Below are 14,579 nucleotides of genomic sequence, written 5' to 3'. Positions count from 1 at the left end.
CCGGACAGCTTACTGGTGCGGACCAGGTTAAATACGCTTCATGGGCCAGCCTGTCAAGCGTCAGTCCAAAACGCTACGGATGTATTCGACTCGGCCTTTAACAGCCGCACGGAACGCTTTACCCGAGGCAGTGGCCAGCGGTTCTGCGTACGATACCCGGCCCGCGTCATCGACGCTCGTGGTGATGAACCAGCCAGCCTGGTAGATATTGTCTCCAATGAAGCGTTTCAGCATCTCTTGATACCGCTGGTTATACGACATCCCTCTGAAGGCTTGGTCTGCGGGAAAGAGTGCGTCAATCGGACGATTGGGGCGCTCGGTCTCCGCGTCCTCGCGGAGCACGAACACGTAACCCAGCCACGGTGGCACATCACCATAAGCCGCAAAGTTCTTCTGTGCCGCCCACGTGTCAGTGCCGGTACCGAGGGCTTCCTCGAACCGGTTATTGATGTTCTTGCCGACACTTCCGACCTGGCTCTTGAATTCGAGCGCCGCAACAAGAGAATCCTTGTAGTAAACAGCCATGTCCCACCGCTTGCGCGCCCGGTAGTAGCCCGGTAGGTAGGGCTCGAAGTGGATAGACCGCTCTGACATTCCGTGCTCGACGAAGATGTCCGCTACAAGGACGCGAATACTGTCCATGTGCCCACCGGCGCGGGCCGCACCACCTGCCACTCCACCATCTGCCAGGTTGGCAATCTGGTTTGCACGTTTGGTCCAAAATAGGGATACGGCGGCCTCTGTCGGATCTTCGGGCGCGCGGTCAGGCAAGATCGTACTCCTTGAGATCGATGGCGTACGCGGCTGCTGCCGCATGGGTCGCCGCGTCGACGTCCCGGTCCCGGAACGCGGCACGTAGAGAATCTGCGGTGTCAACGTCGATGCTGTCCGGGTGAGGCACTCTAATACGCTTGAGGTACTGGGCTTGAAAGCGGAGAGTGCCGCCGCGCATTTTCACGCAGTAGGCCTCGATGAAAGCTTGAGAGATTCGAGACAAGAGAATGCCGCCGAGGACTTCCAAGTCCCAGGCATCAGAGACAACGTAGTACAAGTTGTGGTGTGGGTAGTGGCCACCCTGTTCGAGTACTGGATGGATCGTTGTCTTCATGTCCTGGAGAAGAAGTTTGGGTCTGCCGGTGAGGCCTGCTTGCACTTTGTCGATTGTGCGGTACCAGGACAATCGATCCTTCTTCGCTACAAATCTCTCACGCAGGCTAGGGTGACTGGAAAAGTGGGCTGCCATCCGAGGGTAGTCGGCAAGGGGCACAAGGGATCCATCCTCCGCCCACGGATTAATTAGATAGTTGCCCTGCCAATCGAACGTGCCAGACATAAGATCACGGCGCATCGCTAAAGGGAGAACGCGCTCTGGTTCAACAACCGAGGGATCCCGAGTGATGAACACCTTGTCCGCGCCTGTCGCGACACCGATGGAGACCTTGGTTCCTGCGGTCGGATCATGAAGCGGGCCGAAAGTGTCGTTGAGGTGCTCAATAAGCGCCAGACGGGCAGGGGAGCCGGTGGGCCACAGCTCGCCGCCATCGAACCAGTGCGGGAGCCGATGGGCTTTCACTCCGAAATCGGAGAACTCCTTAACCGCCTCATCCCGGGCGGCTTTCACAAGAGCAGATGCGGTGGCGGCCCCGAAATCGGCAGTCGTGTCAGCGACGAAGACGGATGACTGCGCATGGTTGCCAAGCACCGTGATTGCCGGGTATGCCGACACCTGGGCCTCGAACGCGTCAACGTCATGCATCGTCCAGACGTTCTCGACTGCGTAGTGGCTCGCCACGAACTCTCGCAAGCCGGCACCGTACTGGTTGCGCATCCAGCGATCGGCACAGATGAAGCCGACCGTGCCTCCAGGCTTTAGTAGCCGTAGTGACCGCTCGATGAACCCCACATAGATGTCGCCTCGACCACGCATTGTGGGCCATCTGCTGCGATACAGAGCGGCAAGATCGTCCGAGAGATCATCGTAGCGAATATACGGCGGATTTCCGATGACAACGTCAGCATCATTTCCGCTGATGTCGGCAAGCAGGAAGTCGTCATGCGTTACCCACTCCCGAGCCAACGCCTCCGCCGCAGACGGGGAGGTACCGGCTGTCAGCAGCAAACTTCGGCAAAGCGCTCGGCTGGCGTCCACGTGCTCAAGTTGGAGATCATAAGCACGGATGGCCCCACCAAGGTCCGTGAGATCGCGTCCATTTACCTTGGCGCTCACGATGAGGCGCTCAATGGCGGGGCCGAGGAACGCGCCGGAGCCACACGACGGCTCTACCAGACGCATAGAACCGAGATCATGATCTGTAGTGAACCCGGTAAGATCAAGTAGAGCTTCGACCACCCACCGGCGTGTGAAGACTTCGCCGTAGTTTCGGATGTGGGGAGCTGCAAGAGTCACGGACCGACCTTAGATGACTGCTCCTGGTCTCCCAACGGTGACGCAGCCCAAAATTCGGTCCAAAGCGCCACCCGTCCATGTCACCCGGACATCGAGCTGAGTCCAGAACCGCCCAGATCTAGCGCTACAAGACAGGACCGGTCAACCCCGAGGGCCGCAGATGTCGGCCCATGACCAGACGCCCATTTCTGCTCCCATCCACGCGTGCCGGCACATGACGCCGTCACGCTCGTGGGTTAGCTCGTCGCGCTGGTCGATGCCTTCATTGCCGAAGACACGGCGGGGCCTAGCCGCCCATCGCACGTTCCCGACTCCTGCGCCACGGTGCCAGGTCATAGGCCGCAATGCGGCCATAGCGATGTGCGACCCACCGACGGGGGTCACCCCTCCTGCGCCCGATCGGAAGGACCACGCATGCCCGATTCCGTGCCCACTGTCCGTGCCCACGTGACCGCGTTCGTCGGTTTGCCCGATGGCCGGGAATCGCGCGTCGAGCGTGGCGCCGAGTACCCGGCCGACGACCCGATCGTGTCCGGCTGGCCGGATCTGTTCACCACACGGCCGGCCGCCGTACCGGTCGAACCCGTCGGCGACGACCCGCCGGCCGACGACCCGCCGGCCGACGAAGCACCGGCCGGCGAAGTACCGGCGGAACCGATGCGGCAGCGCCGCCGCGCCCGGACGGCGGGGCAGGCCGATGGCTGACCCGGTGCTGTATTACCCGCTTCAACTGCTCAAGCTCGGTATGTCCGCCGGCCCGGACACCGGCCGTGAAGCGTTGCTCGTCAACGCGCTCGAATCCGCTTCCCGTGCGGTGGAGACCTATTGTGGTAACCGGATCTTCTACCGGAGCGCGCTGACCGCGTTGTCGTTGCGGGTGCGTGGCCGGGTGGTCGAGTGCGACGACGGCGACGAACTGCTCGTGCCGGACCTGGCGGCCCCGCCGACCCTGGTGGAGATCCGTACCGGCCGCGGCGGCGAGTGGAAACCGGTCACCGCGTACGACGTCGAACCGGGCGACGCGCTGATCTTCGACCGGCCGGCCCGGTTACTGCTGGCCGGCCCCGCGGCATGGGGTTTTGACCGCGTGCGGATTACCGCCGAGTGGGGATGGCCGGCCGTGCCGGCTGACATCCGCGAGGCAACCAAGCTCCTCGCGACCCGGCTCTACCTACGCAAAGACAGCCCGGACGGGACCGCGGGTGTGGGCGAGTGGGGACCGGTTCGGGTCGCCGCGAGCGATCCCGACGTGCGCGCCCTGCTTGAGCCGTTCCGCCTCGAATCGGCCGGCTGAAAGGGGGCGCGCGTGGACTACTCCGCTATCGCTGCCGGTCTGGCCGCGGCCGCGGCCGGCTGCACCTACCCCGGCCCGGACGGCACACCGCGGCACCTGCTAGCGCACGGATGGGCGCCGGAACATGTCGACCCGCCGAGCTTTGAGGTCGGCGAGATCGCCATCGACGGCGACCAGAGTTTCAGCGACGACACCGGCAGTGCGATCGAGACCGGTCTGATCACCTGCCGTGTCTACGTCGCCCGCTCCGGTGCCGCGGAAGCCGCACACGAACTGTTGCGGCTGTTGCTGCGTTCGCACGGCCCGAGTTCGATCAAGGCCGCGTTGGAAGCCGACCGGACGCTCGGCGGTGTCGTTGACGCGCTGGTCGTCGAGCGCCGTACCGGTTACGGCATGTACGACGTCGCCGGCGTCACCTACTACGGCGCCCGGTTCGAGGTGCGCGTTTGGGGGCGGAGCGGCTGATGCCCGACGTGCTCATCGACGCCAGGATATTCGGCAACGGCGTCAACTTCTCCGGCCGGTCCAACAAGGTCGAGCTGTCCATTGAGGCCGAAGAGTTCGACGCCACCGTGTTCGAGCCGGACAACCCTGCCGATGCCGGGTGGCGCGCCCGGCGCGGCACGGTGCTCGACTCCAAGGCCGCGTTCTCGGGATTTTGGACCGCGGGCGACCCCAGCAAGGTCGACAACGCGCTGTGGTCGCAGCTCGGCACCGTCAACGCCTGGTCGTTCGTGCGCGGCAAGGGTGCCCCCGGCGATATCTGCTGGTTCACCCAAGCGCTCACCGCGAAATATCAGGTGTTCGGCGACTACGGCAAACCAGCCCCGTTCGACGGCGCGATCTCCGGATCGTGGCCGCTGATCCGCGGCACCGTCGCCCATCCACACACCACCGCGCGCAGCGCCAACGGCGCCGGCGTCGACGTGCCGTTCACCGGCGCCGTCCCGGCCGGCCAATACCTGTATGCCGCGCTGCAAGTGGTCAGCGTGGCCGGCACCGCGACGCCAACCCTGTCGGTTGTCGTCGAGTCCGACAGCGTCGCCGGTTTCACCGCGCCCGTGCAGCGCCTCGCGTTCGCGCCGGCCACGGGCATCGGCGCCCAGGTGGCGCGCGTCGCCGGCCCGTTCACCGACACGCATTTTCGCGTGCGCTGGACGGTCGCCGGCACTTCCCCCTCATTCCTTTTTTGCGGCGCGCTTGGCGTCGCGCCCGCGTAAGGAGGCCCCCGCGTGCCTACCGGCATCCTGGTCCTGACCAACTGCTTGATCGAGCTCGGCGGAACTACCGGGCTCGCGTCCAAGGCATCCAAGCTCGAAATGCCGATCGAGTCCGACGAACTCGACGTCACCGTATTCGGCGGAGTGTGGAAGCGGCGCACGGGCGGTTTACTCGACGGCAAGGTCAACGCCGGATTTTTCAACGACTACACCGGCGGTGACCTGGACGAAAAGATGTGGAATTGGGTTATCGGGCGCGTCCCGATCCCGTTCGCCGTGCAGCCCGACGCCGGCGCCGTCGGGCCATCCAACCCGCGATGGACAGGCTTCGTCTTTCCGAAGGGCTACTCCGCGATCGCCGCGGACGTCGGTGGCGTCAACAAGTTCGATATCTCGTGGGCCACGTCCGGCGCGATCGCTCGGGCGACGTCCTGATGCGCGCTGAGGTCGCGATCGTCGGCACCGGATCCGATGCCGCCGTGTCGCTCGATGGCGTCCCGGTGCCGGCCGGCATCCTGTCCGGCGTCGACCTGCGCGCTGCGCCGGGCCGGCCCCCGCGGCTGGAGCTGCGGTTCGTGGTCACCCGGCGCGCCAACCTGGAGCTCGGCGACGCCGAGGTTGTTGTCGACGCGGCCACGGCCGCGGTTCTCACGTCGCTCGGCTGGACCCCACCCGCGGCCCCCGGCGGGTAGCCGATGCCGGCCGGCTACACGACCGACCTGCCCGACGCGCTCGCCCGGCTCGCCCGGGCGCTAGAAACCGAAGGATCCGCGCGGTTTCGCCGGCAGTTGGCCCGCAACCTCAAACAGGCGGCCGACCCCGGCGCGGCCGCGGTCCGTGCCCGGGTGATGGCCATCCCCTCGCGCGGCGGCCCCCGCCGTGGCGGCAGCATCCGCCGCGCCATCGCCCAGGCCGTACGCGTCGACGTGCTGCTCGCCGGCAAGACCACCGGTGTACGGATCGCCATCGGCAAGAACACCATGCCGCGCGGCTTCCACAACGCGGCGAAACGCTTCAATCAGCGCACCTTTCGCCGCCCGGTGTACGGCCGCGGGGAGGTCACCCAGCGCGGACAGCCGTACTTCGAGAACACCCTCCAGGCCGGCCGGCCGCGCTACGCCGCAGCCTGTCACGAGGCCATGGATGACATGGCCGACCGCATCGCTTCCCGCATCCACTGAAAGAGGTCCCGCGTTGCTGCTCACTTACCACCCCGCCGGGCAGGAGACGCCGGAGGTCTTCGAGTTCCGGTTGCAGACGCTGCGGTCGCCGGAGATCGAGGCCATCGAGCGGCGTACCGGCATGGACTACGGCACCGACTACCGGGAACGGCTACTCAAGGGCAACATGCTCGCCCGCCGGGCGCTGCTGTGGACGTTCCTGCGGCGCCGGCACCCGTACTTGAAGTTCGACGAGGTCGAGGTCGCCGACGGGGAGCTCATCCTGTCCATGGATCTCGGCGAGCTCGCCGAGCAGCGCGCCCAGGTGCTCAAGCTCGCGCAGGCCGGTGCCGTCGACCCTGACGACGTCGACCTGGCGCTCGCCGCGATCGACATGCAGGTCGCCGAGTGGCGCGCCGAGCACCCCGACGACGTCGTTGACGTCGGCCCGGTGCGCGACGACGACGAGATCACCGGGGGCGACGAGCAGCCGGTCGCCGGCGCGGCCGGCCCGGGAAAAGCCCCTTCGCTGACCTGGTCGCCCGGTACTGGATCGCGATAGCCGAAACCCTGCATATCCCGCCGTACCGGCTTTCCGAGCTGACCTACGAGCAGGTGTTGCAGGCCGTCGCCTACATCGACGACCTACGCGCCAAAGCCGACCAGCAAGCGGCGGCCGACAACTGAACACGCGGGGGTGATCGTGGCGGATACCTCCCTGCTGTTCAACATCATCGGCAAGGACCGGGCGTCCGGCGTCGTCGAGAACGTCAGCCGCCGCGTGCGCGCGGCGTCGCTACTCGCCGCGGCCGCCCAACTGGCGCTAGGCGCCGCGTTCGCATCTGCGGCCGCGCACGCCGTCGGACTGGCGTCCGCGGTGGCGCCAGCGATCAGCCTGCTCGGTCTGCTGCCGTCGATCGGCGCGGCCGGCGTCGCCAGCGTGCTCACGCTCGGCATGGGCTTTTCCGGCATGGCTGCCGCGCTCAAGAGCACCGGCGCGGCCGGCGGCGGCGCCGGCCGAGTACTCGGCGACGTCGCCGGCGCCGAGCGCCGCCTCGCCCAGGCCCAGCGCGACGCCAAGACCGCCCAGGAAGCACTCAACACCGCGCGCAAGGAAGCGGCCGACCGCATCGCGTCCTACCGCGACCAGGTCGAGGGCGCCCAACTCGACGAGGAATCGGCCACCAACGCGCTCGCCGATGCCCGTAAGCGGCTCGAAGAGGCGTCGATGATGACCGGCCCGGACGCGGCCGACGCGTACCGCGATGCCGAACTCGCCGTCCGGCAACAAGAGTTCGCGCTCGATCAGGCCAAGAAGCGAACCCAGGAACTCAAGAACGAGCAGGCCAAGGCCACCCGCGACGGAGTCGAGGGAAGCGACGAGGTCAAGCAGGCCAAGGACCGCGAACGCGCCGCCCTCGAACAGGTCAAAGCAGCTCAGGAAGCGCTCAACCGGGCACGCCAGGGCGCCGGCGGCGGAGGCGGCGGCGTCAACGCCCAAGCCGCGGCCCTGGCCAAGCTCGCCCCCGCGGCGCGCGCGGTCGTGCTGACGCTCTTGCAGCTCAAACCGGCGTGGGACGGCGTAACCCGCTCCGTGCAGAACCGGTTTTGGCAGGGTGCCGCCGCGGATCTGCGCATGCTGTCCGGGGCCTATCTGCCGGTCGCCCGCACCCGCCTAGTCGAGCTTGCCGGCAGCTTCAATCTGGCCGGCCGGGAGTCCGCGAAGCTAGTCGGCTCCCGCCGGTTCGTTGCCGACGTCAATGCGACGCTCGGCAATACCAACCGGGCGGCCGGCATCCTGGCCCGGGCGGTCGCGCCAATCATCTCCGCGTTCCGCACCTGGGGCGTAGTCGGCTCGGCCTACCTGCCCGAGATCGCCGGATGGGTGCTACAGCTGGCGAACCGGTTCAACCGCTGGAGCACCGCGGCCCGCGACTCCGAGCGCATGGCCGGATGGTTCCGCAACGGCACCACCGCTATCCGACAGCTCGGCACGATCGCCGGGAACACGATCGGCATCGTTGCCGCGCTGCTGCGCGGCGGCGGAGCCGACTCCGGCCGGACGCTGCTGGCCACCCTCACGGCGATGACCGGCAGGCTCCGGGCGTTCCTCAACTCCACCCAGGGACAGGCGAAGATCTCCGCGTTCTTCGCCGGGCTCCGCGTGATCCTGTCGAGCGTCGTCAGCCTGTTCCCGATCCTCGCGTCCGGCGTCAGCAACTTCGCCACCTCCGCGACCACGGCCGACGGCGCCGGCGGATCCCTCGCCGACACCCTGAACGTCACCCGGGTCGCGTTGGGGTTTCTGGCCGGCCACACCGGCGCGCTCGCCGAGCTGCTGCCGTACGTCGCCGGCGGCTTCCTGGTCTACAAGGCAAGTCAGGTCGCCGCGAACACGGCCGCGGCGGTCGGCATCCCGCTCAGGATCGCTGAGGTTGCGGTGCATTGGCGGCTGTCCAGTGCGCTCCGGGCCAACACAGCGGCGATGACGTCGGCCACCGCATCGACCGGGGCGAACACCGCGGCGACCGGTGCCAACACGGCGGCCGGCAACATCGGCGTGGTGGCCCGCATTCGCGGGACGGCCGCGCTGGTCGCCCAGCGCGCCGCGCTGGTGGCCACCACGATCGCCACCCGCGCGGCGACGGCCGGTCAGTGGCTGCTCAACATCGCGATGTCCGCCAACCCCCTCGGGCTGATCGTCATCGCGATCGTTGCGGTAGCGGCCGGCCTCTATCTGCTGTGGACCCGATCGACCACGTTCCGGCGGATCGTCACCGGCGCGTTCAACGCCGTGTGGTCCGCCGCGCGGGCCGGCTGGAGCTGGGTACGCGTCAACTTCCCGCGGTTCTACCACATGATCGCCGACCCGATCGGGCGCGGGATCACGTGGGCGCGCGGCCGCTGGGATTCCTTCGTCGGGTTCGTGCGTAACCTGCCGGGCCGGGTGTCGAGCAGCTTGTCGGGCATGTGGGGCGCGCTGCGCTCCGGTTTCCGCAACGCGCTCAACTACGTGATCGGGCTCTGGAACAACTTCTCGCTCACGCTCGGCGGCGGCTCCGTGCTCGGCATGAACATCCCATCCGTCACCCTCAACACCCCCAACATCCCGTACCTGGCCACCGGCGGCCGCGCGGTCGGCGCCGGGCTGGCCCACGTCGGTGAACGCGGCCCCGAAACCGTGTGGCTGCCCGCCGGCGCCACGGTCGAACCGCTCCGCGGATCCGGCCACGGCGGCGGAGGCGGACAGACCGTGCGCGTGATCGTCGACATCCGCGGCGGCGAACGCGAGTTCCGCCGGCTCATCCGCTCGTGGGTCCGCGTCGACCAGTTAATCGCCAACGCGAGGGGGTGACGTGGACTTCCCCGCGCAGCAACTCCCCGTGCGCGTCTACCTCGCGCCTGGCGGCGACCCCGCCGTGCCGGCCGGCTGGGTGTGGCAACCGATCACCGGCGACGTGCGGGTGTCCTCCGGGATCACGGTCGAGATGGGCGCCGACGACGAGGCGGCTGCGGCCGATCCCGGCAAAGCCAGTGTCACGATCGACAACACCGGCGGGCACTACACCACCCGCAACCCGCTCGGCCGGCATTACCCCAAGCTGCGCCGCAACACCCCGATCCGGATAGCGCTCGCGCCGCTGGCCGACACGTTCAACCGGACCGTCGCGGCAGGGTGGGGCACCGCCAGCGACGGGCCGGCATGGGTTGGATACACCGCGGTCGGTGGCGACATCCACAACGGGGTGACCGGTCTGTCGGTCACCCCGGCCGCGGGTGGCCGCATCGAAGTCCCCACCGGCGCCGTCTACAACCGGCGGGTAAGCATGGGCGGCGCCAAGCTGCTCGATGCCGACGTCACCGTTGACGTGCGGTATCCGGCGCTCGCCGTCGGCGCGAACGCGTACGCTGGCCCGCTGCTGCGATTCGGCCCGCACCCCAAAGGCGGCACGACGTGGTACCTGGTCGCTGCGGACTTCACCACAGCCGGCACCGTCTCGCTCGTCATCTACTTCGCCCGCAACAACGGCGTCAACCTGCTCCCCACCACGTTCGCCGGCATCCCACACGACCCGGCCGCCTACTACCGCATCCGTGCCCTGATCGAGGGCGATCGGATCTACGGCAAGGTGTGGAAGGTCGGCGACCCCGAACCGGCCACGTGGCACGTGCTCTACCACCACGCCGACGGCACCGCCACGCTGATCCCCGGTGAGGTCGGCTTCCGCGCGTCCATCAACCCGGGCAACACCAACCCCGACCGGGTGTTCTACGTGCGCAACCTCGCCGTCGAGTCCAACCTGTTCGTCGGCACGGTCCCCGCGTGGCCGCCGCGCTGGGACCGCTCCGGCCGCAACGCCACCGTGCCGATCACCGCGGCCGGCGTACTACGCCGCATCGCCCAGGGCAAGGCGCCGCTCAGGTCCCCGCTGGTGCGGCAAATGCTGGCCAATGCGCCCACCCAGTACATCCCGTTGCAGGACGGCGACGACGCCACCACCCTCGCGGCGTCGGAAGTCTCCGGCGCCGAACCGGCCACCCTCTACGGCGTCACCATGGGCCAAGACGACACCCTGCCCGGCGCCACCACCGTCGCCACCATGGCGACCGGCTCACTGATCACCACCAAGATCCCGCCGCACAACGCGCCAGACGGCTGGACGTTCGTGTGCTTCTTCCGCCTCGCCGCACTGCCACCGTCAGAGTTCGAGTTGCTGCGCCTGCTCGTGGCTGGTGGCACGGCGAAAGTCTGGACCGTGGTCATGGAGACCGGCGGCGGCATCTCGATCCGCGGGCTCGACGACGACGGCGCGATCATCTACAAGGGCGGCATCACATTCAACGCCACCGGCGTCGACCCCCGACGCTGGAACGCCCTACAGATCAAGCTCACCCGGCCGACCGGCACCACCGTCAACGTCGACATCTACGCGTATCCGCTGGTCAGCCCGAACGTGACCACGTTCTACGGCGCCGGTCTGGTCGAGGGCTCCGACCCGTACACCGGCACCCCGGGCACCGTGTCGACGATCCGAGTGACCGGGGCGACCGGATGGCTCAACGGCAACATCGGCCACCTGTTCTACTCCGTCACCCGCGACGTCGAGTTCGTCGCGTACGACTTCCTCCGCTCGGCGTGGGGCTACCTTGGCGAACTTGCCGGCGCCCGGATCCGGCGGCTGTGCAGCGAAGAGGGCATGCCGGTCACGATCGTTCCCGGGGATAGTGAAGCGCTCGGCCAGCAGAAAGAGGCCACGTTCGTCGAGCTGCTGCAAGAGGCCGAACGCACGGATCTCGGACGGCTCTACGAACTCGGCGCCGGCCTCGCGTACGTCACCCGCGGCGCGCGATACAACGCAGCCCCCGGCATGGAACTCGACTTCCGCATGTTCGACGGCGACGGCGACGTCGGCGAGGAACCCGAACCCACCGACGACGACCAACAGGTCCGCAACGACATCACGGTCAACCGCGTCGGCGGATCAAGCGCCCGTGCCGTCGACCTGGACCATATTGCCGCGGAAGGCCGCTACGACGAGGCATTCACGGTCAGCCTGCCCACGGACAACCGGCTCACGGCACACGCCAACTGGCGGTTGCGGCTACTGACCACCGATGAACTCCGCTGGCCCCGCATCGTCATCAACCTCGCGGCCCGGCCAGAGCTGATCTTTCCGGTGCTGTGCCTACGGCCCGGCACGCGGATCACGCTGGACAACCCACCCATGGAGGTGATCGGCCCGGCAGTCGACCTGATCGTCGACGGGTACACCTTCGACATCGGGCCATTCGCGTTCACGGCAACCCTGACCTGTTCGCCGGCCGGACCGTGGCAGGTCGGCACCATCGGCGCTGGCCGCGTCGACTCGACCACCACCACGCTCGCCACCGCGCTCGACGCGGCCGGCACCGACCTGCGGCTCGCCACCCCCGGGCAGTGGACCACCCGGCCGGCGTCGTACCCGTTCGACCTGGTGATCGCCGGCGAGCGGGTACGGGCGCTCGGCCCCGGCAACGTCCGCATCGCCCACCAGTTCACCACCGACGCCGAAGACTGGACCGTCGAGCCCGGCGGCGGCGCGGCGGCACGGTCCACGGTCGTCGCCAAACGCGGCCCGGCATCGCTGATGATCACACCGGCCGGCGGGGTGGCCTACGCCCGGGCGTACGGGCCGACGGTGGCCGACGCGACCACCGTGGGCACGACGTACGCCGCTGGTATGTGGGTCTACGCCACCGAAGACGTGACCGACCTGCGGCTCATCGTCGAATACTTCGCCGGCGCAACCTACGTCACCGGCCACGGCTACGACGGCGACCCGTTCACCCTGCCCGCCGCCACCTGGACCTACGTGCAAAAGACGTTCAGCGCGACCCCGGCCACCACCACCCGAGCCCGGCTGCAAGTCCGGCTCGGCGGCACCCCACCGGCGAGCAACAAGATCTACGTCAGTCACCCCATGCTGTTCGATCCGGCCGCCATCGCGACCACCTCGCCGTACCGCATGACCGGCGCGCGTGGCCTCAACGACGTGACGAGACCGTTGCCGGCCGGCAGCCCGGTCCGGCTGTGGCGCGCGGCCCGCGTGGCGCTGTGAAAGAGAGGCCGCACTGACCACCTACGCGTACCCGCCGACCCCGGCCGGCGAGGAAGTCACCGAGGCCATGTTGCAAGCCATGCTCCCGGTGTTCATCGAGAAGACCGACGCGGCCGGCCGCGGCACCACCACCATGAGCGCCGACCCCGATCTCGTGCTCCCGGTACCGGCCAACAGCAAGTGGTGGATCGAGATGCACCTCTTGGTGGCCGGCACCAACACCGCCAAAGTCCGCACTAGTTGGGGAGCCCCGACCGGTGCCACCGGTCTCCGTCGGTGTCTCGGCCCGGGCAGCACCACCGCAGCGCAGACCGACGCCGACATATCAACGTCCCGATTCGGTGTGCATGCCTTGGGCACCGCCATCACGTACGGCCTGCCCCGCAACAACAACACCCTGCTACAGCAGATCATCGAGACCGCCCAGATCACGATCGGCGCGACCGCCGGCAACATTGCGCTCGTCTGGGGACAGGCCGCCGCGGACACCGCCAACGTCACGTACGTCAGCGCCGGCTCACTGATCAAGGCATACCGGCTCGCCTAACCCTCGCTCCACCGCCACCCCACCCGGACGCCCGGGTGGGGAGGTTCCTTACGCCCATCTATTCCTATCTTTCGGTAGGAATTCCTTGAGGATGGAAGTACCGCACCCATGGCCAACCCGAAACGCATCCCCGGCGTGCCGTTCATCGAAGGCCGCAACGACTACCACGACTCCGACGGCCGCAAGTACGCCATCTGCATCCACAACACCAGCAACAACGCCTCCGACACCGCCGAAGCGAACTACGCCCACCGACGCACCGACGGCGTCAGCGCCCACCTGTACGCCGATGCCGACAGCGTCACCCAGTCACTCGAACTCACCGCTAAGGCGGGCCACGTCGGATCACGTGAAGGCAACGAGAACGCCTACGCGGTCGAGATCGTCGGCGCCAACGGCAAGCCGCGCTCCTGGTGGCTCGCCAACGTCGCATGGGATCGGCTCGGCGCGGCGCTGGCGTGGATCATCCGCAACGACCCGGACCTTTCCAGCTTCCAGGTGAGGCGGGCCAGCGTCGCCGAGATGCGCCGCAACCCCACGGTCAAAGCGTTCTACGCCCACGACGACGCACGCCGGGCATGGGGCCACACCACGCACACCGACCCCGGCCCTCACTTCCCGTGGGACCGCCTGTTCAAGGCCGTCAACGACGCACTTGCCAAGCTCGGCCACCCGACCACCCCCACCACGCCGACAAAGCCGGCACCCACCACCACGGAGAAGATCGTGAACGCTCTGCCCACCCTCCGCCATGGATCCGCCGGTGCCGACGTCAAACGCGCTCAGGCCCTGCTTAACGTCATGGGCTACAAGCTCACCGAAGACGGCGACTACGGCGACAACACCGCGGCCGCCGTCGCCACCGCCCAGCGCAAGGCACGAATCACCGTCGACCGGGTCATCGGCCCCGTCACCTGGTCCGTGCTGCTCGACGTCAAATGAGCGGCGACCTGATCAGCACCGTCGGACCGGCCGCGCTCGCGCTCGCCGGCGCACTGGCCGGCGTGCTGGTCGGGCGTCGACAACGCCGCGCCGGCGCGGAACTCAGCGAAGCGCAGGCCGACGAGATCACCGAACGCATCTACGGCCGCATCGTCGAGCGGCTTGAGGCGGAAGTCGCCCGGCTGACTGCCCAGGTCGGCAGCCTCGAAACCAAGGTCGCCGCGCTCGATGAGGCGCTACGCAACCGCACCGCCGAACTGCTGGCAGTCCGCGGCGAACGCGACGCCGCAGTCGCCGAGCTCGCCCGCGTACGCGCCCAGCTCGACGAGCGCACCGACCAACTCACCCAAGCCCGCCAGCAACTCGCCGCGAGCCGGACATGACCGGCCAACCCCCTGACAAGGAGAACC

15 protein-coding genes are annotated in these 14,579 nt (G+C 68.1%); 13 read left to right on the top strand and 2 right to left on the bottom strand.

What is annotated here, in order from left to right; genetic code table 11:
• Positions 1–60: 60 nt before the first annotated feature.
• Together BJ964_RS09570 and BJ964_RS09565 are read right to left on the bottom strand one after the other, a co-directional pair.
• Positions 61–771: a PaeR7I family type II restriction endonuclease gene (locus BJ964_RS09570; protein ID WP_188120353.1), complete on the bottom strand. Its 711-nt coding sequence runs from the start codon at positions 769–771 to the stop codon at positions 61–63.
• Positions 764–2,407, bottom strand: a complete 1,644-nt coding sequence (locus BJ964_RS09565; protein WP_188120352.1) for an Eco57I restriction-modification methylase domain-containing protein — start codon at positions 2,405–2,407, stop codon at positions 764–766. Before BJ964_RS09565 ends, BJ964_RS09570 begins: the two co-directional genes overlap by 8 nt.
• A gap of 414 nt (positions 2,408–2,821) precedes the next feature.
• Between BJ964_RS09565 and BJ964_RS09560 the strand changes: the two genes are divergently transcribed.
• The 13 genes from BJ964_RS09560 (at position 2,822) to BJ964_RS09500 (ending at position 14,552) form a co-directional block, all read left to right on the top strand.
• Positions 2,822–3,112, top strand: coding sequence for a hypothetical protein (locus BJ964_RS09560; RefSeq protein WP_188120351.1), 291 nt, complete (start codon positions 2,822–2,824; stop codon positions 3,110–3,112).
• Positions 3,105–3,701, top strand: a complete 597-nt coding sequence (locus tag BJ964_RS09555) for a phage gp6-like head-tail connector protein (protein WP_188120350.1) — start codon at positions 3,105–3,107, stop codon at positions 3,699–3,701. The genes BJ964_RS09560 and BJ964_RS09555 overlap by 8 nt, the downstream gene beginning before the upstream one ends.
• Before the next feature lie 12 nt (positions 3,702–3,713).
• On the top strand, positions 3,714–4,166 hold the full coding sequence (locus BJ964_RS09550; protein ID WP_188120349.1) for a hypothetical protein: 453 nt from the start codon (positions 3,714–3,716) through the stop codon (positions 4,164–4,166).
• Complete coding sequence (locus tag BJ964_RS09545) at positions 4,166–4,921, top strand: hypothetical protein (protein ID WP_203832858.1); 756 nt, start codon at positions 4,166–4,168, stop codon at positions 4,919–4,921. Before BJ964_RS09550 ends, BJ964_RS09545 begins: the two co-directional genes overlap by 1 nt.
• Before the next feature lie 12 nt (positions 4,922–4,933).
• Entirely contained in the window at positions 4,934–5,356 is a 423-nt protein-coding gene (locus tag BJ964_RS09540; RefSeq protein ID WP_188120348.1) for a hypothetical protein, read from the top strand.
• Entirely contained in the window at positions 5,356–5,613 is a 258-nt protein-coding gene (locus BJ964_RS09535) for a hypothetical protein (RefSeq protein WP_188120347.1), read from the top strand. Before BJ964_RS09540 ends, BJ964_RS09535 begins: the two co-directional genes overlap by 1 nt.
• A 3-nt stretch (positions 5,614–5,616) precedes the next feature.
• On the top strand, positions 5,617–6,102 hold the full coding sequence (locus BJ964_RS09530; RefSeq protein ID WP_188120346.1) for a hypothetical protein: 486 nt from the start codon (positions 5,617–5,619) through the stop codon (positions 6,100–6,102).
• 13 nt (positions 6,103–6,115) lie between these two features.
• Positions 6,116–6,643 carry a hypothetical protein gene (locus tag BJ964_RS09525; protein WP_188120345.1) on the top strand — a complete coding sequence of 176 codons (528 nt, stop codon included), beginning with the start codon at positions 6,116–6,118 and terminating at the stop codon, positions 6,641–6,643.
• A gap of 141 nt (positions 6,644–6,784) precedes the next feature.
• Positions 6,785–9,436: a hypothetical protein gene (locus BJ964_RS09520; protein WP_188120344.1), complete on the top strand. Its 2,652-nt coding sequence runs from the start codon at positions 6,785–6,787 to the stop codon at positions 9,434–9,436.
• A gap of 1 nt (position 9,437) precedes the next feature.
• On the top strand, positions 9,438–12,680 hold the full coding sequence (locus tag BJ964_RS09515) for a hypothetical protein (RefSeq protein WP_188120343.1): 3,243 nt from the start codon (positions 9,438–9,440) through the stop codon (positions 12,678–12,680).
• A gap of 79 nt (positions 12,681–12,759) precedes the next feature.
• Entirely contained in the window at positions 12,760–13,227 is a 468-nt protein-coding gene (locus BJ964_RS09510; RefSeq protein ID WP_188120342.1) for a hypothetical protein, read from the top strand.
• A 108-nt stretch (positions 13,228–13,335) separates the two neighbouring features.
• On the top strand, positions 13,336–14,169 hold the full coding sequence (locus BJ964_RS09505; RefSeq protein WP_188120341.1) for a peptidoglycan recognition protein family protein: 834 nt from the start codon (positions 13,336–13,338) through the stop codon (positions 14,167–14,169).
• Complete coding sequence (locus tag BJ964_RS09500) at positions 14,166–14,552, top strand: hypothetical protein (protein ID WP_188120340.1); 387 nt, start codon at positions 14,166–14,168, stop codon at positions 14,550–14,552. Before BJ964_RS09505 ends, BJ964_RS09500 begins: the two co-directional genes overlap by 4 nt.
• Positions 14,553–14,579: the final 27 nt, after the last annotated feature.

This window comes from Actinoplanes lobatus, from assembly GCF_014205215.1.
Taxonomy (GTDB): domain Bacteria; phylum Actinomycetota; class Actinomycetes; order Mycobacteriales; family Micromonosporaceae; genus Actinoplanes; species Actinoplanes lobatus.
This window is presented reverse-complemented; position numbering and strand designations above follow the sequence as displayed.